At 60.6% G+C, this 25,419-nt stretch carries 26 protein-coding genes; 16 read left to right on the top strand and 10 right to left on the bottom strand.

What is annotated here, in order from left to right:
- The 7 genes from OUZ52_RS15035 to OUZ52_RS15005 all read right to left on the bottom strand — a co-directional run.
- The coding region (locus OUZ52_RS15035) for an FAD-dependent oxidoreductase (RefSeq protein ID WP_266159322.1) at positions 1 to 1,175 on the bottom strand (1,175 nt) is incomplete at its 3' end.
- Positions 1,176 to 1,340: 165 nt separating this feature from the next.
- Positions 1,341 to 1,826, bottom strand: a complete 486-nt coding sequence (phaR, locus tag OUZ52_RS15030) for a polyhydroxyalkanoate synthesis repressor PhaR (protein ID WP_266159321.1) — start codon at positions 1,824 to 1,826, stop codon at positions 1,341 to 1,343.
- 78 nt (positions 1,827 to 1,904) lie between these two features.
- A complete protein-coding gene (locus tag OUZ52_RS15025; protein ID WP_266159320.1) occupies positions 1,905 to 3,458 on the bottom strand; it encodes a DHA2 family efflux MFS transporter permease subunit in 1,554 nt (517 codons plus the stop codon).
- A gap of 108 nt (positions 3,459 to 3,566) precedes the next feature.
- Positions 3,567 to 4,775: an HlyD/EmrA/EmrK family protein gene (locus OUZ52_RS15020; protein ID WP_266159319.1), complete on the bottom strand. Its 1,209-nt coding sequence runs from the start codon at positions 4,773 to 4,775 to the stop codon at positions 3,567 to 3,569.
- Positions 4,762 to 6,309 carry an efflux transporter outer membrane subunit gene (locus OUZ52_RS15015; protein ID WP_266159318.1) on the bottom strand — a complete coding sequence of 516 codons (1,548 nt, stop codon included), beginning with the start codon at positions 6,307 to 6,309 and terminating at the stop codon, positions 4,762 to 4,764. Before OUZ52_RS15015 ends, OUZ52_RS15020 begins: the two co-directional genes overlap by 14 nt.
- A gap of 10 nt (positions 6,310 to 6,319) precedes the next feature.
- Complete coding sequence (locus OUZ52_RS15010) at positions 6,320 to 6,844, bottom strand: MarR family winged helix-turn-helix transcriptional regulator (protein WP_266159317.1); 525 nt, start codon at positions 6,842 to 6,844, stop codon at positions 6,320 to 6,322.
- A gap of 86 nt (positions 6,845 to 6,930) precedes the next feature.
- Positions 6,931 to 7,716 (bottom strand): TatD family hydrolase, encoded by a 786-nt coding sequence (locus tag OUZ52_RS15005; protein WP_266159316.1) that lies wholly within the window; start codon positions 7,714 to 7,716, stop codon positions 6,931 to 6,933.
- Positions 7,717 to 7,943: 227 nt separating this feature from the next.
- On the opposite strand from OUZ52_RS15005, the gene OUZ52_RS15000 reads away from it, so the two are divergent.
- Both OUZ52_RS15000 and OUZ52_RS14995 read left to right on the top strand, forming a co-directional pair.
- Positions 7,944 to 8,558, top strand: a complete 615-nt coding sequence (locus tag OUZ52_RS15000) for a glycine zipper 2TM domain-containing protein (RefSeq protein WP_266159315.1) — start codon at positions 7,944 to 7,946, stop codon at positions 8,556 to 8,558.
- Positions 8,559 to 8,566: 8 nt separating this feature from the next.
- The gene (locus tag OUZ52_RS14995; protein ID WP_266159314.1) at positions 8,567 to 9,043 is read left to right on the top strand and encodes an outer membrane lipoprotein; all 477 of its coding nucleotides are present in this window, start codon (positions 8,567 to 8,569) and stop codon (positions 9,041 to 9,043) included.
- An 83-nt stretch (positions 9,044 to 9,126) separates the two neighbouring features.
- On the opposite strand, the gene OUZ52_RS14990 is transcribed toward OUZ52_RS14995, so the two are convergent.
- Both OUZ52_RS14990 and ygfZ read right to left on the bottom strand, forming a co-directional pair.
- Positions 9,127 to 9,549 (bottom strand): cell wall hydrolase, encoded by a 423-nt coding sequence (locus OUZ52_RS14990; RefSeq protein ID WP_266159323.1) that lies wholly within the window; start codon positions 9,547 to 9,549, stop codon positions 9,127 to 9,129.
- Positions 9,550 to 10,017: 468 nt separating this feature from the next.
- Positions 10,018 to 10,815, bottom strand: coding sequence for a CAF17-like 4Fe-4S cluster assembly/insertion protein YgfZ (gene ygfZ / locus OUZ52_RS14985; protein WP_266159313.1), 798 nt, complete (start codon positions 10,813 to 10,815; stop codon positions 10,018 to 10,020).
- A 57-nt stretch (positions 10,816 to 10,872) separates the two neighbouring features.
- Between ygfZ and OUZ52_RS14980 the strand changes: the two genes are divergently transcribed.
- From OUZ52_RS14980 to OUZ52_RS14935, 10 genes are all read left to right on the top strand, one after another.
- Positions 10,873 to 11,112, top strand: coding sequence for a DUF1674 domain-containing protein (locus tag OUZ52_RS14980; RefSeq protein ID WP_323135355.1), 240 nt, complete (start codon positions 10,873 to 10,875; stop codon positions 11,110 to 11,112).
- Positions 11,113 to 11,202: 90 nt separating this feature from the next.
- Entirely contained in the window at positions 11,203 to 11,598 is a 396-nt protein-coding gene (gene sdhC / locus OUZ52_RS14975) for a succinate dehydrogenase, cytochrome b556 subunit (protein ID WP_266159311.1), read from the top strand.
- On the top strand, positions 11,595 to 11,984 hold the full coding sequence (gene sdhD / locus OUZ52_RS14970) for a succinate dehydrogenase, hydrophobic membrane anchor protein (RefSeq protein WP_266159310.1): 390 nt from the start codon (positions 11,595 to 11,597) through the stop codon (positions 11,982 to 11,984). Before sdhC ends, sdhD begins: the two co-directional genes overlap by 4 nt.
- A 4-nt stretch (positions 11,985 to 11,988) precedes the next feature.
- Positions 11,989 to 13,683 carry an FAD-binding protein gene (locus tag OUZ52_RS14965; protein WP_266159306.1) on the top strand — a complete coding sequence of 565 codons (1,695 nt, stop codon included), beginning with the start codon at positions 11,989 to 11,991 and terminating at the stop codon, positions 13,681 to 13,683.
- 191 nt (positions 13,684 to 13,874) lie between these two features.
- On the top strand, positions 13,875 to 14,660 hold the full coding sequence (locus tag OUZ52_RS14960) for a succinate dehydrogenase iron-sulfur subunit (protein ID WP_266159304.1): 786 nt from the start codon (positions 13,875 to 13,877) through the stop codon (positions 14,658 to 14,660).
- Positions 14,661 to 14,826: 166 nt separating this feature from the next.
- A complete protein-coding gene (locus OUZ52_RS14955) occupies positions 14,827 to 15,075 on the top strand; it encodes an FAD assembly factor SdhE (protein WP_266159300.1) in 249 nt (82 codons plus the stop codon).
- Positions 15,047 to 15,484: a protein YgfX gene (locus OUZ52_RS14950; RefSeq protein ID WP_266159299.1), complete on the top strand. Its 438-nt coding sequence runs from the start codon at positions 15,047 to 15,049 to the stop codon at positions 15,482 to 15,484. The genes OUZ52_RS14955 and OUZ52_RS14950 overlap by 29 nt, the downstream gene beginning before the upstream one ends.
- Before the next feature lie 100 nt (positions 15,485 to 15,584).
- Positions 15,585 to 16,829 carry a lipoprotein-releasing ABC transporter permease subunit gene (locus OUZ52_RS14945; RefSeq protein WP_266159297.1) on the top strand — a complete coding sequence of 415 codons (1,245 nt, stop codon included), beginning with the start codon at positions 15,585 to 15,587 and terminating at the stop codon, positions 16,827 to 16,829.
- Between the two features lie 4 nt (positions 16,830 to 16,833).
- Positions 16,834 to 17,547: a lipoprotein-releasing ABC transporter ATP-binding protein LolD gene (lolD, locus tag OUZ52_RS14940; RefSeq protein ID WP_266159295.1), complete on the top strand. Its 714-nt coding sequence runs from the start codon at positions 16,834 to 16,836 to the stop codon at positions 17,545 to 17,547.
- A 183-nt stretch (positions 17,548 to 17,730) separates the two neighbouring features.
- Positions 17,731 to 20,037 carry a DNA internalization-related competence protein ComEC/Rec2 gene (locus OUZ52_RS14935; protein WP_266159293.1) on the top strand — a complete coding sequence of 769 codons (2,307 nt, stop codon included), beginning with the start codon at positions 17,731 to 17,733 and terminating at the stop codon, positions 20,035 to 20,037.
- Between the two features lie 15 nt (positions 20,038 to 20,052).
- Here OUZ52_RS14935 and OUZ52_RS14930 read toward each other — a convergent pair whose 3' ends face one another.
- Entirely contained in the window at positions 20,053 to 21,660 is a 1,608-nt protein-coding gene (locus tag OUZ52_RS14930) for a methyltransferase regulatory domain-containing protein (protein ID WP_266159292.1), read from the bottom strand.
- 271 nt (positions 21,661 to 21,931) lie between these two features.
- On the opposite strand from OUZ52_RS14930, the gene OUZ52_RS14925 reads away from it, so the two are divergent.
- The 4 genes from OUZ52_RS14925 to lpxK all read left to right on the top strand — a co-directional run.
- Positions 21,932 to 22,582, top strand: a complete 651-nt coding sequence (locus OUZ52_RS14925; protein ID WP_266159289.1) for a MotA/TolQ/ExbB proton channel family protein — start codon at positions 21,932 to 21,934, stop codon at positions 22,580 to 22,582.
- A gap of 6 nt (positions 22,583 to 22,588) precedes the next feature.
- Positions 22,589 to 23,020 (top strand): ExbD/TolR family protein, encoded by a 432-nt coding sequence (locus OUZ52_RS14920; RefSeq protein WP_266159286.1) that lies wholly within the window; start codon positions 22,589 to 22,591, stop codon positions 23,018 to 23,020.
- Positions 23,017 to 24,792 (top strand): lipid A export permease/ATP-binding protein MsbA, encoded by a 1,776-nt coding sequence (gene msbA / locus OUZ52_RS14915; RefSeq protein ID WP_266159284.1) that lies wholly within the window; start codon positions 23,017 to 23,019, stop codon positions 24,790 to 24,792. Before OUZ52_RS14920 ends, msbA begins: the two co-directional genes overlap by 4 nt.
- Before the next feature lie 7 nt (positions 24,793 to 24,799).
- Positions 24,800 to 25,419, top strand: a 620-nt coding sequence (gene lpxK / locus OUZ52_RS14910; RefSeq protein ID WP_266159281.1) for a tetraacyldisaccharide 4'-kinase, incomplete at its 3' end; no start/stop codon positions are given.

Raw genomic sequence — 25,419 nt, 5'->3', positions numbered from 1 at the left:
TTGGCCAGGTAATGCGGATCAGCGACGGAGTCGCGCATCTCCACATAGTTTTCCAGCGCCATGGTCGCGATGGCCAGTGCATTCGGCTGGCGGATACGCTGGAATTGGGCAAATACCTCGGCGGTATCTTGCGGCGATTCGGCCAGCAGGTCGGCCAGGGTGACGGTATCTTCAAAGCCGCAATTCATGCCTTGGCCGTGGAACGGCACGATGGCATGAGCGGCGTCGCCGATCAGCAAGGCGCGACCATCCAGATGCCAGCGATCGAGATACAGCGTGGACAGGCTGCCGATCGGGTGATCGTCGTAATCCTCGGCGAAGCGTGGGATCAGCGGCAGCAGGTCGGGGAAATCCTCGCGGAAAAAAGCGGCGGCGTGCGCAGCATCCGGCAACTGGGCGAAGCTTGGCGGGGTGCCTTGGGCGGGCAGGAACAGCGTGACGGTAAAGCTGCCTTCGGTATTGGGCAGCGCAATGCACATATAGCCGCCGCGCGGCCAGATATGCAGGGCGTGTGGCTCGAGCGCGAACTGATCGTGACCGCCGCTATCGCGTAGGCGATCGCTGGCAATATCGCCAGCAGGTGGGATTTCCAATTCTTTATAGGCGTGACCCAGCGACTCGACCTGTTCGCCAAGTGGCGCATGGGCGTTCATGGCAGCACGCAGGGCCGAACCGGCACCATCGGCACCGATCAGTACCTTGGCATCGATGCTGCGCTCGACGCCGTGTTCATCGGCCAGCCGGATGCGTTGCGCATTGAAATCCGCATCCACCAGGGATTGGCCAAAGTGGAAGCGCACGCCAGCTGCCTCGGCCGCATCCAGCAGCAGCATGTTCAAGGCGCCGCGCGCCACCGACCAGATCACCTCGCTATCGTCTACACCGTAGCGTTGCAGGCCGGAGCGGCCGTCACGGGTATGCACCATGCGACCGCGCATCATGACCGCGCGTTGCAACACATCATCCGCCAGCCCGGCGGTGCGTAGGGCTTGCAGGCCGCGTTCGGCCAGGGCGAGGTTGATCGAGCGACCGCCGCTGAATCCGGCATGCCGTGGATCGGGCCGTTTCTCGTAGACGTCGACGGCAAAGCCGCGTTGGGCCAGTTGTTGAGCGAGCAGAGCGCCAACCAGGCCGCCACCAATGAGAGTGATCGTTTGCTGCGTCTGCTGCGACATCACGTATTCCGTCGATTACATGGCGGCACTGTTCCGCAAGCACGGGGATTTACGCAAGGGGGCGGCGCTAACTATTTATGCGTTGGTGACCCCGCTCGCGCTCACCAAGCGGCGGCAGCATCGTTGGCACGATACTGCCACGTACGTACGGCGGTACCGCCGCTATCAGCCGGGCTTCTTGCCGCCGCGCGTCGCCGGGTTTGCCTGGGTTGCCGTATCCAGCAGGCCGCGCTGCATCGACTTCCAGGCCTCCATGTTGCGCTCGGTCAACTCGTTGAGCATGGACCATGGGGTCTGCCCAAGCATGGTGTTGAGCTGGGTGCGGAACTGCTGCTGCTGATCCAGGAACACTTGCAGGCTGCGTTCAAGATAAGGGCCCATGAAGCCCTGCAAGGAGTCGCCGTAGAAGCGGATGATCTGGCTGAGCAGCTGAGGAGACAGCATGGGCTGCCCTTTTTCCTCGTGCTCAGAGATGATCTGCAGCAGTACGGATCGGGTGAGATCTTCGCCGCTCTTGGCGTCACGAACCTCGAAGGTTTCGTTATCCAGCACCAGCTGACGGACCTCTTCCAACGTGATGTAGCTGGAGATTTCCGTGTCATAGAGACGACGGTTCGGATACTTCTTGATAGTGCGCATAGTTTGTGCCATGCGACACAAGCTAGCAGAAGGTATTGCGCTGCACCAGTCGCTAACGGCAAATCATGCTGCACCTGGGGGTGCAGCAATTTAATGGCCGACCGCGCCACCGGCACTGCCAAAAGGCGGCCTGGCCAGCCAGAGCATGGGGATCAGCAGCAAAAACAAGATCGCGCAAAGCCAGAATACGTCGTTCACCGCCAGGGTCAGGGCTTCTCGGGTAATCAGCTGGTCGACCATGCTGAGCGCCTGTTTCGATGACATACCTGAATGGGCAAGCTGCTGCAGAAAGCCGGTTGCGGCGGGCTGATCCGGGCTGATGTATTCGGTAAGCGTCGCGTGGTGGTATTCGCCGCGGTGTTGCCACAGCGTCACCGTGACGGCGGTGGATACGCTGGAGCCCAGGGTGCGGCAGAAGTTTGCCAGCCCGGACGCACTGGCGATTTCCGAGGCGGGCAGTCCAGACAAGTAGATTTGATTCAACGGAATGAAGAAACAGGCAATGCCGATGCCCATGATGAAGCGCGGCAGCACCAGGGTGGCGAAGGATGCCGAACTGTCGAAGCTGGCAAACCAGAACGACGTGCCGGCGAACACCAGAAAAGCAAAAGTGACAACGGCACGCAATTCCAGTCGCTGAATATTGGCGCCGATCACCGGTGCCATCAGAAAGGCGAGTACACCCACCGGTGCGCTAGCCAGGCCGGCCCAGGTTGCGGTGTAGCCCAAGGTGGTTTGCAGCCACAATGGAAACACCACGTTGATGCCAAAGAACGCCATCATGCCGAGCGATAACGCGGTGACGCCGATGGTGAAGTTGCGCTGCTTGAACAGTGACAAGTCCACCACCGGGTGTTTGGCATGGATCTCCCAGACGACCAAAAAGACCAGGCAGATCAGCGCGGTGATAGCCAGCGCGGTAATCATCGGCGAGGCGAACCAGTCGTTGTCGTTGCCGTTATCCAGCATGAACTGTAGCGCACCGACCCCGACCACCAGCAGGGTCAGGCCGATGATGTCGATCGGGGTCTTAAAGGTCTTGGTTTCGCGGTTGCGCAGTAGCGCCCAGGTAATCACGCCGGCCAGCGCGCCCACCGGCACATTGATATAAAAAATCCATGGCCAGGAAAGGTTGTCGGTCAGCACGCCGCCCAGGATCGGGCCAAAGATTGGCGCGACCACCACCGTCATCGCCCATAGCGCGAGCGCGATGCCTTGTTTGGCCTTGGGGTAACTGGACAGCAGCAGGGTGAGTGACAAGGCCACCATCGGGCCCGAGCCTGCGCCTTGCAGCAAGCGACACAGCACCAGCATGGGCATGCTGGTGGCCAGGCCGCACAGCATCGAGAAGACGACGAATAGAAATACCGACGCGACAAAGGTGCGCACTTCGCCGAAACGCCGTGCCAGCCAGCCAGTGAGCGGCTGCATGATGGCGCTGGCCAAAGCATAGGAGCTGATGGTCCAGGTGCCCTCGCTCGGGCTTACGCCGAGACTGCCGGCAATATGCGGCACCGCCACGTTGACGATGGTCATGTCCAGCACTTCCATGAACGTGCTGAATGCAACGGCGATGGTCAGCAGCACCAGCGCCCCGCCTTGCAGCGGTTTTAGCGGTACAGCGTCATTGGGCGTGGTGGCCATGGATGAGATCCGGTATTGGCTGGCAATTCAAAACGGCTGACGAGGAACAACCAGGAGGGCGGGGCGCGATGGGTTTTGATACCTGCTACTCCCGCTCGCCTGCCTTGATCATTTCTCGTTGCCGCTACCGCTCAAGTTCGCATTGATGATCTGCTCGGCTTCGGCGTCGGCCTTACTCGCCATTTGATCGTAGACGGTGGTTTCGGCGGCGGGCTGCTGCGATGGATTCGGTGCCAGTACTGGTCCCTTGTCGTCGGTGATATCGACGGTGACCTCGGTGGATAGGCCGATTCGTAGCGGATGCTGGTCAAGATCCTTATTGTCCAGCGCAACCCGTACGGGTACCCGCTGCACGACCTTGATCCAGTTGCCGGTAGCGTTTTGCGCCGGCAGCAACGAGAACACACTGCCCGTACCGGCGCCGAGGCCGATCACCTTGCCGTGGTACTCCACGCTGCTGCCGTAAACGTCAGCAACGATTTTGGCTGCTTGACCGATGCGGATGTGGCGCAGTTGGCTTTCTTTGAAGTTGGCGTCGATCCACAAGTCATGCAGCGGCACCACGGTCATCAATTGCTGGCCTGCCTGCACGCTATTGCCAAGCTGCACGCTGCGTTGCGCGACGTAGCCGGACACTGGTGCATAGATCGCATTGCGTTGAGCGGCGACCCAGGCTGCGCGGAAATTGGCGCGGGCCTGCTCGACCGCTGGATTGGTGGCGATCTCGGTACCTTCGATCGACGCATGCGCGGCAGCCGCCTGGGCTTCGGCCGCGGCGACCGCGGCACGTGCTTGCGCGACGCTATCACGCAGGTGCTGCACGATTTCCGGCGACTCGGCTTGCTCGGCGATCAACGGCAGGCGGCGCTGTAGATCCGCTTCTGCTTTTTTCAGATCAAGACGGGTCGAGACGACTTGGGCATCGGCGCCGGTTGCTGAGCTGGTCTGTTGCCGAACCTGGCGTACTGCTTGAGCGAGTGCGCTGCGCGCCTGCCGCAGGCGTACGTCAGCATCGGTGCTGTCGAGCTTGACCAGGGTCTGGCCCGCTTCGACGCGTTGCGTGTCGTCCGTCAGGATGGCGACGACGGTGCCGGGAACCTGGGCCGAGATGGCGACCTGGTTGCCGCCGACATAGGCGTTGTCGGTCTTTTCACGCAACGAGAAGACAAGCCACCACAGCAACAGCCAAGCCAGGCCCGCCACGACGAAAACCATGCTCACGATCAGCAGGGCGCGGCGCCGCTTGGGCGGGTCCTTGGCGGCCAGGCCGCTGTCGTTCCCGTTCTGCGATGACATCGTGGATTCAGTGGCGCTCATGGTCGGCGTCTCCGGTGGTGCTTGAATGCGGGGAAGGGGATGAAATAGCGTCGGGCGACAGGCGATAGCCGCCGCCCAATGCCTTGATCAGCGACAGGTCGGTAGACAAGGCCTGGGCATGCAGGCTGACCGCGCTGTCTTGTTGTTGCAGTAGTTGGGCGGTGGCGGCAAGTGCTTCGCGTGCATCACGTACGCCTTGGCGCGAACGGGCCTGCGCACTGGCCAGCAAGCGCTGATTGGCCGTGACCTGCATGGCTTGTTCGTTCCGTTGAGCGACGAGCTGTTCGGCGCCCAGGGCCTGGCTTGAAACTTCGCGCGCTGCGGTTACCACAGTGCCGTTGTATTGAGTCACGGCCGCATCGAGTTGGGCGCGGCTGACGCCGTAATTTGCCTGCAGGCGACCGCTTTCAAAAATCGGCAGATGCAACGCTGGGGTCAGCCCGAGGACGCGGCTTGCGCTGGAGAATAAATTGCCGAGGTCACCACCGCCGCCGCCGCTCGATAGGCCAGGTAGGGCGGGGGCGCCTTGGTTGGTGCTGGACAGACCCACCATGGCGGTAATGCTGATGTCGGGAAAGAACTGCGCACGGGCGACATCGGTCTGCCGCAAGGCCGCTTCGACCTGCCAACGGCTGGCTGCGATATCGGGCCGGCGAGCAATCAGATCCAGTCGCGCGTCGGCTGGAATGCCGCTATGAATCTCCGGCATGGCGCGTGGCTGCAGCGGCGGCAATTGCTCCGGGGCGATACCAAGCAGGGCGGCCAACGCCACTTTGCGAATCTGCCCGGAGCTGTCGATCGCCACCCGCATCTGCCGTACCTGGGCCAACTGCGCTTTCGCCTGTTGCGAGGTATCAGCCAGGTCGACACCTTGCCGTACGCGCAGCTCGGCGATGCGCACAAGCTTCTCTTGATTGGCAACGGACTGGCTGGCGATGGTCAGGCGTGCCTGGTCGGCCAGCCAGCCAAAATAGGTGTCGGCAACGGCATTCTGGATGGTCAACGCAGCGGCACTGCGTTGTGCCTCTGACGCGCGTGCCTGGTCGAGTGCCGATTCAATGGCCGCGCGTTTCTTGCCCCACCAGTCGAAGTCGTATTGAAACTGCACGCCGAGATCGGCTTGGTTATACCAGGTGAAGCCGAGCAACTGCGCCGGCATCAAGCCGTGTTCGCTCAAGCGTTGACGTGTCACTTGCGCGCTGCCGTCGATGGTCAGGCCAGTCTGCGCGGCGGCAAGTCGCATCGTCTGTTCGGCATTTTGTACGCGACTATGCGCTTGGGCGAGATCGGGCGATTGCTTCATCGCCAACTCGATCAGTGTATCGAGCTGCGGGTCGCCATAAGATCGCCACCATTCGGTGTCCGGCCAGCCGGCTCGTGTTGATGTTTGCAGGCCTGCCAGTGGCACGTCATCGCGTAGTTGCGGGCGTTCCAGTTTTGCAGGAATCGAGCAGCCGGCCAGCGCTACGGCAAGCGCTGTGGCCAGGGCCCAGCGGCCATAGGGCAGGGCGTGCTTCATCAGGACTTCTTTCATAGGAATGTCTTCACGATTGAGCAGCAGCGTTCAATTGGTCGAGATTGGCGGCGAGCTTGCGCAGCAGGCGATCCAGATGACGTTTGTCGGTATCGCTGAAACCGGCAAAGGCGGCGCCCAGGCGGGGAAACATCGGCGGCAGCATTTTGCGTACAAAACGACGCCCGTCGGCGGTGATTTGAATCACCACACGTCGCCGGTCTTCGGCGCTGGTGCTGCGTGTGATCAGGCCACGCTTGACCAAGACGTTGGTAATGCGCGTCATATTGGTGGCGCCTTGCGCCGTGAAATGGCAAAGCTCTCCAGGGCTGGAGCTGCCATCGGCACGGCTAAAAAGAATAACCAGGGTGCGGAAGTCGCTGTCGTTGAGCTTATGTGGTTTGAGCTTGCGCTCGAGCTCTTCTTGCAGATAGCTGCTGACCATCAATAGCAAGCGGGTAAGCACTGCTTCTGCGGCAGGCAGCTCGGGGACGACCGCTTTAACGCGGCTGATGCCCTCATCCATCATGTCGATGCAGGTTGTGAGGTAGTTCATTTCATCAGCGCATATTTCACCGGTGAAGTAAAAGATAGTGAGTTGGTGCAGGCAGGGCAAGTGCCGTCGCTAGCCGTGGTGATGCCTCAGGGCCCAAAAATCTGGTTCAGCCCAAAGAGTTTGCGGGCGTTGGCGGTCGATGCGCGGGCGATGTCCTGTGGATCTTCGCCACGCAATTGGGCAATACAGTGCAGTACCTCGACGATGTGAGCTGGTTCGTTGCGTTGGCCGCGATGACTGGCATCGGGCTGATCGGGCGCGTCGGTTTCCAGTAACAGGAACTCCAGTGGCATGTGCGCGACGATGCGCCGTAGACGCTGGGCGCGGTCATAAGTCACTGGGCCGCCGATGCCAAGGTGAAAGCCTAGATGCCATAGCTGACGTGCTTGCTCGGCACTGCCCGAAAAACTGTGGACCACGCCGCGTAACCCGCCGATGCGCCGTAGCGAGAGAGTGACTTCTTCGAGTGCGCGGCGTGCGTGCACAATCACCGGCAGGTCGAACTCTCGGGCCAGTTCAAGCTGGCGCGAGAAATATTCGCGTTGAGGTTCGGCGGGTAGATCTTCAACATAGAAGTCCAGGCCGATCTCGCCGAGGGCGACCGGGCGGTGGTCACGCAGTTGACGTGCCAGCGCGTCCAGATGCTCGGGGCGATGCTGCGCCATAAACATGGGGTGCAGGCCGTAGGCCGGATAGAGGTCGCCATGGATTTCGCACAGCTGCTGAATGCGTGGCCAGCTGGCTGCGTCGACTCCGGGCAGTATTTGTGCGACTACGCCTGCTGTGCGTGCGCGGGCCAGCGCGGCATCCCGATCAGCCTCGAAACTGTGGTCGTCAAGGTGCACATGAGAGTCAATGAGCGGGTGCTGCATACGGAGTGGCCTGCTGATCGTGTGAGGGAGTTCCGGGGGCGTGAAAGCGGGCTCTCATCACATCTTGAGATGATTGTATTTACGGTTAATAAGTGAGGTTGAAATGGTCTGGCTCTTATTCAGTTTCATGCATGTTCAATAGCGCCGACGGTTGGTGCAAAAGGGGGCCTGACTGCGTGACATGGCAGTAGCCGGCGCAACCGCGAACTAAGCAGAGGAGAGTCGCGATGAACAAGTTGATAGTCAATGCACTGTATGTAGGGATCGCGGCGGCGCTTATGGTGGGCCTGTCAGCCTGTAGCCATGATGCTAGCGCGGGTGCTGGCGCTGTACCCGCCGCGAATACCGCTCCTGCGGGCCAGGCGGCACCGGTAGCAGCCGCTGACAATGGGGTGAAGTACGGCCGGGTGGTCAGCGTGGATCCTGTGCGCCAAAGCGTAAGCAGTCCGCAGCGGGTTTGCCGCGATGAGGTAGTCAACCATACCGCCCCGCCTTCCGATCAGCATCAGATTGCTGGTATGGCGATCGGTGCGGTAGCCGGTGGCTTGCTGGGCAATCAGGTAGGTGGCGGCAAGGGCCGCACATTGGCGACGGTGGCCGGTGCGCTGGGTGGCGGCTATGCAGGCAAGAGAATCGAGGAAAGCCATCAGCAGGGCCAGGTGACGTCGTCGGTGGAGCATCGTTGCAGCACGGTGAATCAGCCGGGTGATGCCAACAGGATCGTTGCTTACGACGTGCGCTACGAATACAACGGTGTTACTCGTACGGTGCGCATGGACCATGATCCGGGCGATCGCGTGCAGGTGCAGGAAGGCGTGGTTTCCGTCTCTGACGCACGCTGAGGTTTCGAATGAACAAGCTAGGTAGCAAGTTGGCGCTGGCGGCGTTGATCGCCGGCAGCATGAGTCTGGTCGGCTGCGCTACCCCCTATGATCGTGGTCGCGACTACGGTTATCAGGGGCAGTCGCAAGGCGGTTACGGCGATCGTTATGGCTGCCAGAGCTGCAGTGTCGTCCAGGATGTGCAGCAAATTGACACGCAAGGCGGCAATGACGGTACCTTGGGTGCGGTGATTGGCGCGGTGGCCGGTGGCTTGCTCGGTAACCAAGTGGGCAGGGGTGACGGTCGCAAGGCCGCCACCGTCGCTGGCGCGGTCGTTGGCGGCGTTGTCGGCAACCAGGTGGGCAAGAGCGGCAGCGGTACGACTTTTCGGATCAGTGTGCGCCTGGATAATGGCCAGTACGTCAACGTGACGCAGCGTGATGATCCGCGTTTGCGGCGGGGTGACTACGTTGAGATACGCGGTGACCAGGTTTACCTGCGCTGATTTTAAAGTTTGTTTTGTGGGCGTCTAGACGTCCAAAAAAAAGCCCCTCGAAAGAGGGGCTTTTTGCTGGTGACCTAAGTGGCTTAGTTCACGCGGTAGAACGTATGTTCGCCGATGGTGGTGCTGGGTCGGTTACGCGACCAATTGGGGGCGACATCGATAGTGGCGAAATGATCTGCATTGGGTACTAGCAAGCGACGTTCTGCCATCGGTAGTGCCCAGTTGTTGATCGATTCGCCAGCAATCTTCCATGCTTTGTTAAAAGCGTCCAGGTTGGTGATGTCAAAGCTGCGTGGTGCCGTGGTAATGGCGAACTGACGCGGCGATTTGACGACCTCACATACGGTATCGCCCCACAGGCCGCGTTCGCGGCGACGTAGAGCAACTTCGGCCACGGCAAACTGACCGTTGGCGGGTTCACTGCGAGCCTCGAGATAAACCGTCGTTGCCAGGCAGGTCTGGTCAGCGAGGGGTTGCGGGAGCACAGATGCCAACCACATCAACATAGAAAGCTTCATTTTTTTGTCTGCCTCCAACATGCAGCACGCCTAAGGCAAATAGCTGGACTTACGCGCGGTTGCGGCGGACGGGCGGGCAGGCCGTTCCACCTGGATGGAGCGTTTAGCCAAAACAGCGGCTGAACGCTTTGCCACGGGATAGTGGCTACTGAACAGCGATCCGGCGCTGTTCATTTTTCTGTCGCGGCACTATCTCAAGTCGACTGGACTCATGGCCTGCAACGTTTACTCCGCATGGCTGCGGTACTTACTCCGGTGATCTCTCACCGGGTCGCGCTGATCCGGACCCCTCCGGTTCGTCGCGTCGTTCAGCACCCGGGTTATGGCGGGTGCCTCCAAATTGGATCGGCGGAGCCTAGTGGTGCTTTTCGCAACTGGCAAGTGCCGGGTCGCTCAGGTTCACATCGCACTCACGTTTGTTAAGGCGATACGCACGATGTCATGACAATACAAAAATCATGCAGGCCAACTACTGCGCAGTTGCATGTGCATGCCATCGTCGCTGATCTGTAAGTTCTTGCCCGTCATGATGTCCAGGCTCTCATCGGCAATGATCGCCAACGCTTCAAAAGTTTTGTCGACTTCAACGACATCAAGCAGTCGCGCGATATCGCGCTCGTCAGTTCGCAGCGTTGTGCCTGCGATAGCTGCCTGCGACAAAACGACACAATGCAGATGTCGCTTGTTACCGCCGCGATAGTGCAGTCGCGCAACGATTTCTTGTCCTGGATAACAGCCTTTGTTTAAGGCAATGGCTTGCAGTCGCAGTAGCGACAATGCAGGAGGCAAGAGTTCATTCAACACTTGATCGGGCAGCCAAGGCCAACCTGCACGCAATTGCATCAAGCGCCAACGATCATCATGTGCGGCACCGACAATCAGGCTGTGCGTATCGCATCCGAAAGTAAGTGTTTCTTCGTCGTGCAAGACCACTTGCGCAGGTAAGGCCGGGCCGGTGCTGAGGGCTCGGGGTTCCATCGCGCGCAGGGTTAGCTTGGAGCGAAAAACAAAACGACGCAAAGCATCGGCCATCTCGTTCGCGTTGCCGCCGCGCAAGAGCAGCAGCAGCTGATCGTCGGCGATCCGCGCTAGATGAAACAGTGCGCGCACCCGTCCTTGCGGATTAAGCCAGGCACTGAATTGCCATTGCCCGACCGCCAGGGCGGTAACCTCGCTGCTGAACTGTGCGTGGGCGAAAGCGACCGCATCGGCGCCCTCGATCGAAAGTGTTTCGGCTGGGTAATGTGTGGCCATAGGTGATCGAGGTTGGGGTGGTAGGGCTCCGCTGCAAGCGGGGTGGGTGCGCCATGCATGCAGACCTGGTGGCAACCGTCAAGGTTGTGCTGCTTTGCCGCAAGTATTACGCTTCGGCGGCTTTCAAAAATCATGTCCGATACGTCCTCGCAGCCTGAATCCAAACCTGCTTCCGTTCCCGCGGAACAGGCCGTCGTGCCTAAAGGTCCGGCGAACCCGATTCCGGTAGAGCGGCCAGCACCCGATCCTACGCGCTACGGCGACTGGGAAAAGAATGGGCGCTGTATCGACTTCTGAGGAGCCGCGCGCCGACGTTAAAGCGTCGGCAGTGTGCAAGACAGGGGCGAGGCGGTTTGGGCATCAGCGATTCCACTAAGGATAGCCGCCATGGCAGATACGCGACGACCACTCTCTCCACATCTACAGATATATAAGTGGCAAGTGCAGATGGTGACCTCCATCTTGCATCGCGCGACGGGCGTGGCTTTGGCCGTTGGCACGTTGATGGTGCTATGGGGCCTGTTGGCACTGGCCGGCGGTGAAGCAAGCTTCAACCAGTTCAAGATCTGTATCGGTAGCCCGGTGGGCCTGGTCTTGTTGTTCGGCTGGAGTTGGGCGCTGTTCTATCACCTGTGCAACGGTATCCGGCATTTGATCCAGGATGCTGGCGCCGGTTATGCCATCCCCCAATTCGTGCGTTCGAGCTGGCTGTCGATCATCGTCAGCGTGTTGCTCACTGCGTTGGTCTGGGCCTACGTGCTGACCGCAGGAGGTGCCGCATGAGCACGCCTGACTTCCAAAACCCGTTGAAGCGCGCTCGCGGCCTGGGTTCGTCGCAGTCGGGCGTAGGTCATTGGTGGACGCAACGCGTCACCGCGGCTGCCCTGGTGGTGCTCAGCATCTGGTTTGTCGCCACCGTGCTTTGCCTGCTTCATGCCGACTACGCCACGGCAAAGGCCGTTGTCGCCAAGCCGTGGAACGCGGTCTTGCTGATCGCCTTCTTCGTGGCGGTGTTCTGGCATGCCGTGCTCGGCTTGCAGGTGGTCATTGAAGATTACGTACACACCCGCTGGAAAGAAGTCGTTTCGATGGTGCTTATCAAGTTTCTCGCAGTGCTGGGCGCGCTGGCGAGCGTGCTGGCCGTGTTGCGCGTAGCGCTGGGAGCCTGAGTCGATGGAAAGTTACAAGATCCAACAGCATAAATACGACGTGATCGTGGTCGGTGCCGGTGGCGCGGGCCTGCGTGCGACGTTCGGCCTGGCCGAGAAAGGCCTCAAGGCGGCCTGTATCACCAAGGTCTTCCCGACCCGCTCGCATACGGTTGCCGCGCAGGGTGGTATTTCCGCCGCGCTCGGCAATATGGGCGAAGACGATTGGCGCTTCCATTTTTACGACACGATCAAGGGTTCCGACTGGCTCGGCGACCAGGATGCGATCGAGTACATGTGCCGCGAGGCGATCCCGGCGATCGTCGAGCTGGAGCATTACGGCGTGCCGTTTTCGCGTACCGAAGAGGGCAAGATCTACCAGCGCCCGTTCGGTGGCATGACCACGCATTACGGCAAGTTCTTTATCGAATACTTTGCGATTGACCTGATTTTCGATCAGGAAGGCGTATGCCGTGGCGTGCTCGCCATGGATATGAACGAAGGCACCCTGCATTTCTTCCGTGGTCACGCCGTCGTGATGGCTACCGGCGGTTACGGGCGCGCTTACTTCAGCGCTACTTCGGCTCATACCTGCACCGGCGATGGCGGCGGCATGGTGCTGCGCGCAGGTCTGGCTTTGCAGGATATGGAGTTTGTGCAGTTCCATCCGACCGGTATTTACGGCGCGGGCTGCCTGATCACCGAAGGTGTGCGCGGCGAGGGTGGTTACCTGACCAACTCCAATGGCGAGCGCTTCATGGAGCGCTACGCACCGAACGCCAAAGACCTGGCTTCGCGCGACGTGGTCAGCCGCTCGATGACGATGGAAATCCGCGAAGGCCGCGGCGTCGGCGAACACAAAGACCACATTCACATCAATTTGATGCACCTGGGCGCGGACGTGATTCACGAGCGCCTGCCGGGTATCGCCGAGTCGGCGCGCATCTTTGCCGGCGTGGATGTGACCAAGGAGCCGATCCCGGTCATTCCGACGGTGCACTACAACATGGGCGGCATCCCGACCAATTATCACGGCGAAGTGGTGCAGAAGCGCGGCGACAATGTCGATGCCGTGGTGCCGGGCTTGTTCGCCATCGGCGAGGCGGCTTGCGTGTCGGTGCATGGCGCCAACCGCCTGGGCTCCAACTCGCTGCTCGATCTGGTGGTGTTCGGTCGCGCGGTGGCGCACCGTTGCGCCGCAATCATCAAGCCGGATACACCGCACAAGGATCTCCCGGCCAGCGTGCTTGATCAGGCGCTCGGCCGTTTCGATGGCTTGCGCTACGCCAAGGGCAGTTTGCCGACGGCGAAGATCCGCGCCGAGATGCAACGCACGATGCAATCGGATGCGGCGGTGTTCCGTACCGGCGAGTCGCTGAAAGAAGGCTGCCAGAAGATCTCCGCGGTGCATGAATCGTTCAAGGACGTTGGCGTCAGCGATCGCTCCATGGTGTGGAATTCCGACTTGATCGAAACGCTGGAGCTGTCCAACCTGCTCGATCAAGCGGTGGCCACGATGTATTCGGCCGAACAGCGTCCAGAGAGCCGCGGCGCACATGCGCGCGAAGATTTCCCTGATCGCAATGATGCCGAGTGGCAGAAACACACTTTGGTTTCTGTGGACGCCGCCGGCAAGGCCAGCTTCGACTATCGTCCGGTGCATATGTACACCATGTCCGATGAGGTCGAGGTCGTGCCGCCGAAGAAGCGCGTGTACTGATCAGCTGCACGGGGCTCCGGGTTTTTGTTCGGGGCTCTTGATGTTCAACCAGTGCCCTGCAGGAGGCTTTGATCCTGCGGGTTTGTTGTATCGGTGCTAGTCAGACCCTTTCAGCATCTGGTTTTCTTTTCATGTTGTACCGGCGCTCGCCAGACGAGCTGTTACGGCTAGCACGATAGAGTGAGGCAAACGTGGCTGAGTTTACGTTACCCAAAAATTCCAAAATCCAGCAGGGCAAGCACTATCCCGCGAAGGGCGCGAAAAAGCCGCGCACGTTCCGCATTTATCGCTGGACGCCGGATGACGGTCAAAACCCGCGCATCGACAGCTATGAAGTCGATATGGCGGCGTGCGGTCCGATGGTTTTGGACGCCTTGCTGAAGATCAAGAACGAGATCGACCCCACGCTGACCTTGCGGCGTTCTTGCCGCGAAGGTATTTGCGGTTCGTGCGCGATGAACATCGACGGCACCAATACGCTGGCCTGCACCCGGGCTATCGAAGAGTGCGCTGCGGGCGATGTGAAGATCTATCCATTACCGCATATGCCGGTGGTCAAGGATCTGGTGCCGGATCTCACCCATTTCTATGCGCAATTCGCTTCGATCAAGCCCTGGTTGCGCACGCAAAGCCCCGCGCCGGCCGACAAGGAGCGCCTGCAGTCTCCAGAAGACCGCAAGAAGCTCGATGGTTTGTACGAGTGCATTCTGTGCGCCTGCTGCTCGACCAGTTGCCCAAGCTATTGGTGGAATGGCGACAAATATCTCGGTCCGGCGATTTTGTTGCAGGCTTATCGCTGGATTGTCGACAGCCGTGACGAAGACACCGGCGCGCGCCTGGACGATCTGGAAGACCCGTTCAAGCTGTATCGTTGCCACACCATCATGAACTGCGCACGCACCTGTCCGAAGGGTCTGAACCCGGCCAAGGCCATCGCAGAAATCAAAAAGCTGATCGTCGAGCGCCGCGCCGCATAAAGCAGGCTTGGCCCCTGTCATTCATAGACAGGGGCTGCTGCCCGTGCTCGGGTGACTCGATAGCGATGCAGCCTAGCTGCGCGGCCATCGTCGGCAGGAGCCGCGGATTTCAATCCTCTCCCCTTCGGAGAGGGACCTTAAGGAGGCGCCTCGCGCGATTGACCCGATGGAAGCTGCCCGCATCAAGCGCCTGCGCTGGCGCACCCGTCGTGGTACTCGCGAGCTCGATGCGCTCTTTGGCGGCTGGCTGGATGAGCGTTTCGCCACCGCTGACGAGTCGCAGCAACAGGCCTTTGAAGAACTATTAGACGTGCAAGACCCGGATCTTTGGGACTGGGTCATGGGCCATGCACACGCGCCGCGAATGGATTGGCAGGCGATTATCGATGACATCCGCGCCCGCCATCGGCTTTGAGTACCGCGCCTCGCGGCTGTTTTTGTGCTTGTTGATAGGGATGGCCTTGCTGGCCATGCTCGCGGTCATCTGCTGTGGGCTGCCGTGGTGGGCCAAGTGTCTCCTACTGATGGTTACGCTGGCGGCAGTCGTTCGTGCCATCCGCCATGCCGTGGCCGGGCAAGTGACCGCCGTCGGTTGGACGGCCGCAGGCGATTGGAGCCTGCGCATGAGCGGGGGCGCAGACGCGTTGGCCATGCTGGGCTCGTTTCGGGTGCTGGGGAGCTTCGTGTTGTTGCGGCTGGTTTTGCCTGACCGACGGTCAGTGAGCTTGTTGCTGGCGCCCGACAACAGCGATGCCGATACACGCCGACGGCTACGTATGCGGCTTGCCGCAATCAAGCCTGATGAGGCCTTGCCCAGGCTTTAAGCCATCGCACTAATCCGGCAGTTCGCTGTCTGATCGCCGCATGCCTGATAATCTGCGTGCTTGGGCGGTGAGCCCTCTGACTCTCAAAAGCGACCCGTCCATGTTTCGACCGCTCGAACTCTTTATTGGCCTACGCTACACCCGCGCCAAACGGCGTAATCAATTCATCTCTTTTATTTCGGCCGTTTCGATTATCTGCATCGCCATCAGCGTTACCGCGTTGATTGCGGTGATGTCGGTGATGAATGGTTTCGACGACGAACTGCGTACGCGCATTCTTGGCGCCATTTCGCACGCCACGGTAAACAGCATGCCCGGCGAAAGCATGCAGAACTGGCAGCAAGCGGTGAAGGTGGCGGAAAGCAACCCACACGTCAAAGGTGCCGCGCCCTACGTGGAGGGCCAGGCAATGTTGCTTGCGCGGCGCTCCAGCGGGGCCATCGTTCGCGGTATCGAGCCGGAGCAAGAGCCCAAGGTTTCCGAGCTGGGCACTCATATGGTCGAGGGCGCGCTGACCGATCTCAAACCCAATAGCTGGAATATCGTGCTGGGTAAAGAATTGGCTTTGTCGCTGGGCGTCAACGTGGGTGACAAGGTCATCATGGTGGTGCCGGAGTTTCGCGGCACGCCGATGGGCAGCGTGCCGCGTCAACGTGCCTTTACCATCACTGGCATCTTCGAACTGGGCATGCAGGAATTCGACTCTGGGCTGGCGCTGGTCAATATGAGCGATGCCGAAAAGCTCAACGATCTGACTGGGCCTACGGGCGTCCGTCTGCGATTGGATGATTTGTTCAACGCAAATCCCGTAGCCCAGGAGCTGGCCGAAAAGTTCGGGCAGAGCTACCGCGTCGAGACATGGTTGCAGAGCCACGCTAACTTCTTCTCCGCCATCTCGATGGAGAAGAAGGTGATGTTTATCATTCTCTCGCTGATTATCCTGGTCGCGGTGATCAACCTGATTTCCATGTTGATGATGCTGGTAACCGACAAGCAGGCCGATATCGCCATCTTGCGCACGCTGGGTTCGACGCCGCTCAGCATCATGGGCATGTTTATGGTGCAGGGTGTGCTGGTGGGTTTTGTAGGCATTGGTTTTGGCGTGGGTCTTGGCTCGCTGCTGTCATGGCGTTTGCCGCAAATCGTGAAGGTCATCGAGCACGTTTTTCATGTGACCTTTTTGTCGCCGGATATTTATTACATCAGCGAATTGCCCAGCAAACTGCAAGCCAGCGACGTGGCTTGGGTTGCGCTGATTACCTTCTTGTTCTCGTTGTTGGCGACCTTGTATCCCGCCTGGCGTGCTTCGCGCACGCAGCCGGCGCAGGCGCTGCGTTATGAGTAATCCGATGACTTCCTCTTCTGTGCCTGCCTCACCCGCGCCTGCAACCGACGGCATCGTTTTGCGCGCCAGCCATATTGCCAAGACCTATCAAGAGGGCAACCTCAAGACCGATGTACTAAGCGATGTGAGCTTTACCCTGAAACGCGGCGAGACGCTGGCCATTGTCGGCGCGTCGGGTTCGGGCAAAAGCACCTTGCTGCATATCATCGGCGGACTGGATACGCTGACCCGTGGTGAGGTCGAGGTGGACGGGCGCATTTTGTCGGCGCTATCCGATGCGGAGCGCGGCCGGGTACGCAACCGCTCGCTGGGTTTCATCTATCAGTTTCACCATCTGCTGCCTGAGTTCACCGCCCTGGAGAACGTCTGCATGCCGCTGCTGATTCGCGGTGTCTCCATCATCGATGCGCAACGCGAAGCCGCCGCCCTGCTGGAGCGCGTCGGCCTGGGCCAGCGCCTGGGGCACAAGCCTGCCGAACTGTCCGGTGGCGAACGGCAGCGCTGTGCCGTGGCTCGTGCCTTGGTCACCAAGCCGGCATGTGTGCTTGGTGACGAGCCCACCGGCAATCTCGATGAAGGCAACGCGGCGCAGGTATACGCATTGATGTTGGAACTCAATCGTGAGGTCGGCACCAGCTTTATCTTGGTTACGCATGACACCCGATTGGCTGCGAAGATGGACCGAACCCTGGAGCTGCATAACGGCGTGTTGCGCTAAGCGTCATCGCCGATGTCGATAAGCCTGGCTGGTCATGGTCAGGCTTATCGAAGGCGCATGCTGGTGTGTTGTTGCATGGGTCTTGCGCTTTTCCTGCCTGGATCGGATTTCCCCTACGCGTTTTTCATCTTCACGCGCTGACGCATCGCGTTAGGCTGGGTACTCCATGGAATGGAGTGGCGGATGGTGAATGTCAGAACGGCGGTTGGGGCGAGTGTGGCTTTGCTGACCGGCGTGCTTTGTGTGCAGTGGCTGCCAGCCTTGCCTTCACGCTGGTGGTGCCTGTGGGGGGCGATAGGGCTGATCGCGCTGGGTTGGCGCTGGCCTTACTGGCGCTGGTGTGCTTATGCGGCACTGGGCTTTGCATGGACGGTATGGCGCGCAGGCGTGGCGATGGATGCGCGGCTGCCCATCGAGTGGGAGGGCCGCGATTTCAGCGTCGTCGGTACGATGGTCGGTCTGCCGCAAGTCAAGGCTAGCGCTAGCGAATTTCGCTTTTCGGTCGAGCAGGCCAGCCTGGATGGTAAGCCGGTTATCTTGCATGGCCGCTTGCGGCTGGCCTGGTATAGAACGGCAGCGGTGCTGGAGCCCTGTTCGCGTTGGCAGTTCAGCTTACGTCTGAAGCGCCCGCGTGGCCTGATCAATCCAGGCGGCGCAGACAGTGAGCGAAGTTCGTTGGAGCGAGGCCTTATCGCCACCGGCTATGTGCGCGAGAGCCGCACCAACACGCAACTGGGCACGCCGGCTTTTTGTATCGATGGCGTGCGCGATGCGATCGCCAAGAAGATCGCCACGCGTGTGCCCGATCCGCACGATGCGGCCCTGCTGCAGGCATTTTCGGTCGGCGATACGCGCGGGCTGAGTCAGCGCGACTGGGAGGTTGCGCGAGCCAACGGCATTTCTCATTTAATGGCGATTTCCGGTTTTCACGTCGGTGTCGCCGCGGTTTTCGGTGTTTGGCTGGCCGCCTTTATTTACTGGCTTTGGCCGGGTTTGGCCCTGCGTGTGCCAGGCATACAGGCCAAGGCCGCCTTGGCTTGGTTGGTGGCTGGGATCTATAGCGCATTGGCGGGTTTTGGCTTGCCCACGGTGCGCAGCTTGCTGATGATTGCGGTCGTTGCATGGGCACGATGTAGCCGACGTCAGAGTACGGGCATGCAATCGCTGGCGCTGGCCTTGATCGCGATCTTGCTGGTTGATCCACTGGCGGTATTGGCAGCGGGTTTCTGGTTGTCTTTCGTCGGTGTGGCGTTTTTGATCTTCAGCCTGACCGCGCATGGGCGCGGACTGCGCGGATTTCTGCGTGAGTTGTCGATGGGGCAGTTATTGATGACGCTGTCCCTGCTGCCTTTGACCATGTGGTTTTTTGGCGAGTCCTCTCTGGTCGGTGTCTTGTCCAACCTGATCGCCGTGCCCTTCGTCAGCTTTGTGATCGTGCCCGGTGCCTTGCTGGGCATGTTGCTGCTTGGCGCGTGTCCACCGTTAGCCACGCCAGTGTTGCGGCTCAGCGGCTGGCTGGTGCATGTGCAATGGTGGTTGTTCGAGCGCATGGCCGTCTGGCCTGGGTCGCATTGGTATTTGCCTGCGATGCAGCCATGGGCACTCGGTCTGGCGATGCTGGGGGCATGGTGGCTGTTCATGCCTCGTGGTGTGCCGTTGCGTGGGCTGGGGCTTTTGTTGTTTTTGCCACTGATTTGGCCGCCATCGTCCACCCCGCAATACGGCGCATTTCAAATGTGGGTGCTGGATGTGGGGCAGGGTTTATCGGTGTTGCTGCGCACCCAGCATCACGTCTTGGTATACGACACCGGGGCGCGTTATCCCTCGGGTTTTGATCTGGGCCAGGCGGTGGTGCTGCCATCCATGCGTGCCCTGGGTATCGATCGCCTCGACATGCTGATGGTGAGCCATGCCGACAACGATCATGCCGGCGGTGCGCCGGCGATGGCGAGCGCTTTTCCAGCGGCCCGGCGTTATGCCGGAGAGCCGGAGCGCTCGTCGCTGCCGATGGCAGCGTGCCAAAGCGGGCAGCATTGGGAATGGGACGGGGTCCGCTTCAAGGTCTTGTATCCGATGGCCGGCAAGGCCGGCGGCAAAGTCAATGACCGCTCCTGTGTGCTGCTGATCGAAGCTGATGGTGGGCGGGTATTGCTCACCGGCGACATCAGCAGTGAGGTCGAGGCGCAGGTGGCCGCCGCCGTGGAAGCCGGGGCCGCACCGGTGTTGCTGGTGCCGCATCACGGTAGCCGTAGCTCATCGAGCGCGGCCTTCATCGGCCGCCTGCGACCACCGCTGGCTATCGTGTCAGCGGGCTGGCGCAACCGTTATGGCCACCCGCACCCGGATGTGGTGCAGCGCTATGCGAAGGCGGGCGTGCCGTTATGGAATACCGCCGAATCGGGCGCTATTCAGCTGGAGGTCGCTGCTGATGGCGTACCTGCCGTAACGGCGACATGGCGGCAACGGCTGGCACGTTATTGGCGTGAGTAAGCGGGTCGTACTGGGCTAAGCGTTGCCCTCGGCTGGCAGTTCGATCATGGCGTTATCGGTCAACCATTGCAGCGCGCCGAGTGTGTGTTCGGCCGCCGCAGTGGCGATTTCGGCTGGGTCTTGCAGTGCGCGGTCTCCGCGTAAAAACGTCAACGCTCCACGCTCGGCACCTGCACGGACGATCTCTGTCAGTGCCGCCAGGTCGTGCTTGCCATCGACATAAGGCAGCAGCCATTCGACCACCGCGCCCGGACGCACGATTTGATGCCATGCATTGAACAACGACAGTGGTACGGGACCAGGCAATTGGGCCAGCTGGCGCAGCGATGCGTTGACTTGCGGATAAGCGGTGGCGTGATGCGCCGCCGATACCGGCTCCAGCCGGCATTGCAGTGCATCGCCGATGATCAGGATTTCGACAAAAGCCAGGACTTCGCCTGCCGTATTCTCAGGCGCTGAGCCGCCGCTGGCCTGCCTGATCAAATCGCGCACCGGTACGGTCGACGGCCACGCGGCATTAAGTGTCTCTATCACCTGATGAGCAACCGGTGTGCCGGCGGTGATGCTGCTGCCTTGTTCGGTGCGCCAGTGACCTGGAGCATCGGGCTTGGCGGTGTAGTGGCCGGCAATATGCAGTGCAGCGATACGTTCGTGCCTGAGCCCGTATTGAATCTGCTCGGCGCGTTGCGCATGAACCAGCAGAGTTTGGCGAAAGGTGCGGTTGGTCAGAAAGTCCAGCAATTGCTCGAGCACTTCCTGGCTGCCCTGGCATTCGCGCAGCAGGGGCTCGGCGGCGCGCGCATCGTAGTTGGAGGCGAACATGGTGGCGATGCCCGACTCCGCGAGATAGCTCAGGCCTTGTTGCTTGGCAGCGGCCATGAAGTCTTTGAAGTAGCAAGGGCTGTTGCACAGCTCCAGGAATTCGTGATTGAGGTAGTGCGCCTCGCCGTGACGAATCAAGTGAATGTTTTCGTCCATGATCTTTTTAAGCACGCTGCCGGGCTGCGCCATGTCGTGCAGAAAATTAATCATGCCGCGGGCATAGGCCAGCTGTTCGGCCGATGTCGGGCGGTTGCCGCCGCGCAGCAACATGGCATCGCGGACGATTTCTTTGGCTTTCCAGCCGGGGTAGACGTTGTAGCTGATATAGGCGATGCCGTCCGGCGCCAGCCGTTCGCGCGACACGCGCAAGATGGCTTCGCGGATGTCCTGCGGCACCCAGCTGTAGACGCCGTGGCAAATGATGTAATCGAACTGATCCGTGCCCGCGGGATTCTGGCTGGGGTCGCCCAGGAGCGCGTCGAGATCGGCGATGCTGCCTTGCTGCAAATGGATATTGCGCAGGCCCATGGCCCGGATCGCCCGTTGCCCGGCGCCGACCTGAACGCCAGACAGGTCAACCCCAAGTACGACAGCCTCGGGATAGCGCACGGCGTAGGGGATGATGTTGCCGCCGGCGGCACAGCCGAGTTCCAGTATCCGGGCCCGTTGCGGCGCCGCCGCCGACAGCCCGAACAGATGCGCTACGGTGCGCAAATGTTCAGCTGCGGTTTGCGCAAAAGCCGCCGAAATATAAGGCAGTTCGTCGTACGCCTTGCCGATACGTTCGATCAATGCAGTCACGTGGGCCTTCCTTAAGCTTAGTCAGGGGGCTATGCCGATCTTTACCGAGGATGGGCAAATTAGCCAACGGATGGGGCGGATTCGCTGCCGTCCCGGCTAGCGGGCTCCAGCCATGCGGTGGGCGGCCTGTACACACCGCCAGTCTGCGCTGGGCTCGCCGGGACCGCTCGGGTGGCATAACCGGTCCTGCTGCACGGAATCCTGCGGCGCCGCTGCTATCATTCGCGCTTCCTTAACGCTTGGGAGCGCGCAGGTCGTGCTGGAAATCCTGATGGCAGGCGGTTGGGCGATGTTGCCCATCCTGATTTGTTCGGCGATCGCCCTGGCGATCGTGTTGGAGCGTTGCTGGACCTTGCGCCGCGCTTCGGTATTGCCCAGTGGCCTGGGTAACGATGTGCTCAGCTGGGCACGCTCGGGTCAGCTCGACCCCGCGCATTTGGCCACCCTGGCCAACGGCTCACCGTTAGGTGAATTGCTGGCATCGGCCTTGGCCGTGCGCCATCGGCCGCGTGAGCTGATTAAAGAGCGCATTGAAGATACCGGCCGCCATGTGGTGCATCGCATGGAGCGCTATCTCAATACGCTTGGCACGATTGCCTTGATTGGCCCGTTGCTCGGCTTGCTGGGTACGGTTATCGGCCTGATTCGCATGTTTCTCGATGTGATGAAGGGCGGCGTGGGTGACCCGATGAAAATGGCCGGCGGCATCGGCGAAGCCTTGATCTGCACGGCCACCGGTCTGGTCGTGGCGATTCCGGCGTACGTGCTGCATCGCTATTTCCGCTCCAAGGTCGCCGGCTATTGCGTCGATATGGAAAAGCAGGCGACCGCCTTGCTGGACGAACTGACCCTTGCCGCCTCCCCGGCGCCTGCACGTCCGCGTCGGGCGGCTAGCGCCAGCACCGAACCGAGCGCAGGCTAAGCCCCGATGCGTATCGGTAATGACCGAAGACAGGATGATGTCGAGATCAACGTGATCTCGTTGATCGACGTGTTGCTTACCCTGCTGATGTTCTTTGTGTTGACCACCACCTTTATCCAGCATTCGCGGATGCAGGTGACCCTGCCCAAGGCCAGTGCGGAAGAACGCGACATGCAGGCCCCCGCGCTGACCGTGGTCGTCGACCGCGACGGTCACTTTTTTGTCGGCAGCGATGAGGTTCAGGGCGAGGGTGTCGAACCGCTGAAGCGCATGATTGCCCAGGTCGCCGGTGAGGATCGCGAACGGCAGGTCACGATTCGCGCCGATGCCATGACCGCGCACCAGAATGTGGTGATGGCGATGGATGCGCTAGGCCAGCTGGGCTATACCAAGCTGTCCATCGCGACGACGCCGAGCCAAGAGAGCAGTAGTCGGTGAGCGAAGAGAAAACCAGTGTGTGGGGCGCCGCGACCTGGCAAACCTATAAGCGTCTGCTGGGCTATACCAGCCGTTATTGGCCGATCGGCCTTATTTCACTGGTTGGCATGGTGATCGAGGCCGGCTGCCTGGCAGGCTTTACCAAGCTGCTGCGGCCGTTGATCGACGAATTGTTCGCGAAGAAAGATGCGTATCTGATCTTCTGGATGCCGATCTGGATCATCGGCATTTTCTTGTTTCGCGGTATCGGCATTTTTCTCAGCGACTACGGCATTGCCTATATTGGCCGCCATGTCGTGCAAAGCATACGGCGAGACGTATTCAGTGCTTACCTGCGGTTGCCGGCAGCGTTCTTTGGCGCCGAGCATTCTGGTCAGCAGGTTTCACGCATTACCTACACCAGTGAGCAGGTGGCGCAAGCCTCGACGGATGCCTTGAAAGTGGCGGTTACCGAAGGGCTGATGGTCATCGGCATGATGTGGGTGATGCTTAGCAATAGTGCATATCTCACGTTGGCGTTGTTTGTGATGGTGCCGGCGATCGTGCTGATCGTCACCGTGGTCAGCCGCCGTTATCGCCAGATCAGCAAGCGCATCCAGGGCACCATGGGCTCAGTCACCGGCACAGTCGAGGAGTCGGTCGGAGCGCATCGTGAAGTGCGCATCTACGGTGGCCAAGAACACGAGGCAGAGCGTTTCGAGCAGATCACCAACCATAGCCTGCGACTCAATCTCAAAGTGGTCACCACCAGCGCGCTATCCAGCGCAACGGTGCAGACGGCGGCAGCGTTTGCGCTGGCCCTGCTGGTTTACCTCGGCACGCGGCCCGGGGTGATCGATCAGATTTCACCGGGCGTATTCATCAGCGTGCTTACCGCGATGGGCGGCATGCTGCCGTCGTTGAAACGGCTCACCGGGGTACAGGCGACGATTCAGCGCGGCATGGCCGCCTGTGATGATTTGTTCGAGATCATCGATATGCCGCCGGAAGTCGATCGCGGTACGCGGGTACTCGAGCGCTCGCGCGGCAATTTGCAATTCAACGATGTGCGCCTGGTCTATCCACGCAATAGCTACGAGGCCTTGCGCGGCATTGACCTGCATTGCCGGCCAGGCACGGTAACGGCCTTGGTCGGACGTTCCGGCAGCGGCAAGAGCAGCCTGGTCAGTTTGTTGCCGCGGTTCTACGAGCCCACCGCTGGCACCATCGTGCTCGACAGCGAAGATTACGCGAGCTATACCCTGGCCTCGTTGCGCGCACAGATCGCCTGGGTGGGGCAGAGTGTGGTGTTGTTTGACGGCACCATCGCCGACAACATTGCCTATGGTGAGCTGGCTGGGGCTAGTGAGGCGTCGATAGTCGCTGCCGCCGAAGCGGCCAATGCGATGGAATTCATCAGCCGCATGCCCAAGGGGATTCACAGCCCGATCGGGCAGGGCGGCAATATGCTGTCCGGTGGTCAGCGCCAACGCATCGCCATCGCCCGGGCGATTCTCAAGAACGCGCCGATCCTGGTGCTGGACGAAGCGACCAGCGCGCTCGATACCGAATCTGAGCGGTTGATCCAGCAAGCGTTGCAGCGCCTGATGCGCGATCGCACCACGCTGGTCATCGCGCATCGTTTGTCCACCATCGAAGGGGCCGATCAGATCGCCGTGATGGATCAGGGGCGAATTGTCGAGCGCGGCACGCATGCTGAGCTGCTAACGCTGGGCGGTCACTACGCCGCGCTGCATCGGATGCAGTTTCACGATCAGCAAGCGAGCGATTGAGGCCTGCATGGCGCTGGCCGATACGCTAGAAGCGGCTTGGTATGGTCATCGCCCTTCGCCGTGGTGGAGCTTTCCGCTAGCCTGGCTTTATGGCGGCGTGAGCTATCTTCGCCGCCAGTTGTACCGGCATGGCTGGATACGCCGTGAACACTTGTCGGTCCCGGTTGTCGTCATTGGCAATATCAGTGTCGGCGGCACCGGTAAGACCCCTCTTACCATTGCCATCGCTGAGACCTTGCGTCAACGCGGTTTCAAGCCCGGTGTGGTGAGTCGCGGCTACGGCGGCAGCCATCAGCAGCCGATGCTGCTCGATGCAGCGCCGGATCCGGCTGTCGTTGGCGATGAGCCTTGTTTGATTCGTGCCAGCGGGGTGGCGGTGGCGGTCGGGCGAGATCGTCCGGCGGCAGCGGCTTTGTTGATCGCTGACGGCTGCGATGTAGTGATTGCTGACGATGGGCTGCAGCACTATCGGCTGGCGCGCGATATCGAAATCTGCGTGATCGACGGGGTGCGCCGTTTCGGCAATCAGCGGCTGTTGCCGGCGGGTCCGTTACGTGAGCCATTTAAGCGCTTGGATAGCGTGGATTTCCGGGTAGTCAATGGCGGTCAGGCGCATGCCGGTGATGT

The organism is Dyella silvatica (assembly GCF_026283955.1).
In the GTDB taxonomy this organism is placed as follows: Bacteria; Pseudomonadota; Gammaproteobacteria; order Xanthomonadales; family Rhodanobacteraceae; genus Dyella_C; species Dyella_C silvatica.
Note: the sequence above shows the minus strand (reverse complement) of the source record. Positions and strands in the feature narration are given on the sequence as shown.

What these genes read in the sequence shown, in the direction of transcription:
- OUZ52_RS15010 (WP_266159317.1), bottom strand. Translation starts at nt 6,844, where the DNA reads ATGAACTACCTCACAACCTGCATCGACATGATGGATGAGGGCATCAGC.
- OUZ52_RS14965 (WP_266159306.1), top strand. Translation starts at nt 11,989, where the DNA reads ATGGAAAGTTACAAGATCCAACAGCATAAATACGACGTGATCGTGGTC.
- OUZ52_RS14945 (WP_266159297.1), top strand. Translation starts at nt 15,585, where the DNA reads ATGTTTCGACCGCTCGAACTCTTTATTGGCCTACGCTACACCCGCGCC.
- phaR (WP_266159321.1), bottom strand. Translation starts at nt 1,826, where the DNA reads ATGGCACAAACTATGCGCACTATCAAGAAGTATCCGAACCGTCGTCTC.
- OUZ52_RS15005 (WP_266159316.1), bottom strand. Translation starts at nt 7,716, where the DNA reads ATGCAGCACCCGCTCATTGACTCTCATGTGCACCTTGACGACCACAGT.
- OUZ52_RS14990 (WP_266159323.1), bottom strand. Translation starts at nt 9,549, where the DNA reads ATGTTGATGTGGTTGGCATCTGTGCTCCCGCAACCCCTCGCTGACCAG.
- OUZ52_RS14935 (WP_266159293.1), top strand. Translation starts at nt 17,731, where the DNA reads ATGGTGAATGTCAGAACGGCGGTTGGGGCGAGTGTGGCTTTGCTGACC.
- OUZ52_RS14980 (WP_323135355.1), top strand. Translation starts at nt 10,873, where the DNA reads ATGCAGACCTGGTGGCAACCGTCAAGGTTGTGCTGCTTTGCCGCAAGT.
- OUZ52_RS15020 (WP_266159319.1), bottom strand. Translation starts at nt 4,775, where the DNA reads ATGAGCGCCACTGAATCCACGATGTCATCGCAGAACGGGAACGACAGC.
- sdhC (WP_266159311.1), top strand. Translation starts at nt 11,203, where the DNA reads ATGGCAGATACGCGACGACCACTCTCTCCACATCTACAGATATATAAG.
- OUZ52_RS14950 (WP_266159299.1), top strand. Translation starts at nt 15,047, where the DNA reads ATGACATCCGCGCCCGCCATCGGCTTTGAGTACCGCGCCTCGCGGCTG.
- OUZ52_RS14995 (WP_266159314.1), top strand. Translation starts at nt 8,567, where the DNA reads ATGAACAAGCTAGGTAGCAAGTTGGCGCTGGCGGCGTTGATCGCCGGC.
- OUZ52_RS14925 (WP_266159289.1), top strand. Translation starts at nt 21,932, where the DNA reads ATGGCAGGCGGTTGGGCGATGTTGCCCATCCTGATTTGTTCGGCGATC.
- OUZ52_RS14955 (WP_266159300.1), top strand. Translation starts at nt 14,827, where the DNA reads ATGGAAGCTGCCCGCATCAAGCGCCTGCGCTGGCGCACCCGTCGTGGT.
- OUZ52_RS15015 (WP_266159318.1), bottom strand. Translation starts at nt 6,309, where the DNA reads ATGAAAGAAGTCCTGATGAAGCACGCCCTGCCCTATGGCCGCTGGGCC.
- OUZ52_RS15025 (WP_266159320.1), bottom strand. Translation starts at nt 3,458, where the DNA reads ATGGCCACCACGCCCAATGACGCTGTACCGCTAAAACCGCTGCAAGGC.
- lolD (WP_266159295.1), top strand. Translation starts at nt 16,834, where the DNA reads ATGACTTCCTCTTCTGTGCCTGCCTCACCCGCGCCTGCAACCGACGGC.
- sdhD (WP_266159310.1), top strand. Translation starts at nt 11,595, where the DNA reads ATGAGCACGCCTGACTTCCAAAACCCGTTGAAGCGCGCTCGCGGCCTG.
- ygfZ (WP_266159313.1), bottom strand. Translation starts at nt 10,815, where the DNA reads ATGGCCACACATTACCCAGCCGAAACACTTTCGATCGAGGGCGCCGAT.
- OUZ52_RS15000 (WP_266159315.1), top strand. Translation starts at nt 7,944, where the DNA reads ATGAACAAGTTGATAGTCAATGCACTGTATGTAGGGATCGCGGCGGCG.
- OUZ52_RS14920 (WP_266159286.1), top strand. Translation starts at nt 22,589, where the DNA reads ATGCGTATCGGTAATGACCGAAGACAGGATGATGTCGAGATCAACGTG.